At 71.9% G+C, this 1685-nt stretch carries 1 protein-coding gene; it reads right to left on the bottom strand.

From position 1 onward, the window contains the following. Positions 1-131: 131 nt before the first annotated feature. The coding region (locus AC30N0_RS19575; RefSeq protein WP_489519555.1) for an excinuclease ABC subunit UvrC at positions 132-1685 on the bottom strand (1554 nt) is incomplete at its 5' end.

The following is a 1685-nucleotide window of genomic DNA, read 5'->3' as shown; positions in this document are numbered from 1 at the left end:
CCGCGGGTGCAGCCGCGACCGGCGCGCGCCGTGATGGCGACTCGCCGGGCGCCGGAGCATCCGACGATGGTGCCGAGCAGGCGACGAGGAACGCGCAGCCGAGGCCTGCTGCGCGACGGAGAACGATCAGATCAATGCAAGGCACGGTAGATCTCCTCTGCGAGTTCGCGCGACACGCCCTCGACCGACGCGAGGTCCTCGACGCTGGCGTGGCCCACGCCCCGCGCACCGCCGAATCGCTGCAGGAGTTTCGCTCGTTTCTTGGGGCCGATGCCGGCGATGTCCTCGAGCTTGCTCGCGCCGGTGCGCACGCTTGCACGCCGGGCCCGCATTCCGGTGATCGCGAAGCGATGCGCCTCGTCGCGGATCTGCGCCACCAGCATCAGGGCCGCCGACTCCCGCCCGAGCGCCACCTTGGCCCGCCCGTCGGCGAAGACGAGGTCCTCGAGGCCGACCTTGCGCGCCTCGCCCTTCTCGACCCCGACGATGCGCGAGACCTCGATGCCGAGCTCCTCGAAGACCTCGCGCGCCACGCCGACCTGGCCGCGGCCGCCGTCGACGAGCACCAGGTCGGGCAGCCGCGCCGTGCCCTGGCTCGCCGCCTCGGCGAGCTTGGCGTAGCGGCGGATCAGCACCTGGCGCATCGCCGCGTAGTCGTCGCCGGGCGTGATGCCGGCGATGTTGTAGCGGCGGTATTGCGAGCTCTGCATCCTGTGCGCCTCGAAGACGACGCACGACGCCTGCGTCGCCTCGCCCGCCGTGTGGCTGACGTCGAAGCACTCGATGCGGAACGCGTGCAGATCCTCGACGACGAGGTCGAGCGCATCGACCAGGGCCCGGGTGCGTGCCTGCTGCGAGCCCTCCTCGGCGAGGAGCTGGGCCAGGCGAAGCGCCGCGCCGTGGACGCACATGTCGAGCCAGGCCCGGCGCGGCTCGCGCGGCTGGTGCTGGACGGTGGTGCGGGCACCGCTGCTGGCCGCCAGCGCCTCGATCAGGGCCTTGTCGACCGGGTGGCTGACGACCAGCAGCGGCGGCAGGCCGCCGTCGAGGTAGTGCTGGGCGATGAAGGCCTCCAGCACGCACACCTCGGGTGGCTTGGGCGGCGACGCGGGCGCCGCATCGGAGTCGGGCCCGCGCTCCTCGTCGCCTTCCTCGTCGCCCCCCGCGCCGGCCTCGATCCCGATCGCGCTCTCGACCTGCTTCGGGAAGTACGGCCGGTCGCCGAGATGGCGGCCGCCGCGCACCATGGCCAGGTTCACGCAGGCACGGCCGCCCTCGACCTTCACGGCTAGGATGTCGGTGTCGACCGGCCGCGCGCCGGTGTTGTCCTCGACCGCCTGCTGGTGCAGGACGCGCGACAGCGAGCCGATCTGGTTTCGGATCTCGGCCGCCTGCTCGAACTGCAGCGCTTCGGCGCGCGCCATCATCTGCGCCTGCAGCGCGTCCATCAGCTCCTGCTGCTCGCCGTGCAGGAATCGTTCCGCGTTGGTGACGTCGCGGGCGTAGTCGTCCGGGGCGATGTAGTCGACGCAGGGGGCCGAGCAGCGCTTGATCTGGTAGAGCAGGCAGGGCCGGGTGCGGTTGGCGAACACCGTGTCCTCGCAGCTGCGCAGGTGGAACACCTTCTGCAGCAGCTGGATCGAGTCCTTGACCGCCCACGCGCTCGGGAACGGGCCGAAGTAGCG

The organism is Rhizobacter sp. (assembly GCF_031412495.1).
In the GTDB taxonomy this organism is placed as follows: domain Bacteria; phylum Pseudomonadota; class Gammaproteobacteria; order Burkholderiales; family Burkholderiaceae_C; genus Schlegelella_A.
This window is presented reverse-complemented; position numbering and strand designations above follow the sequence as displayed.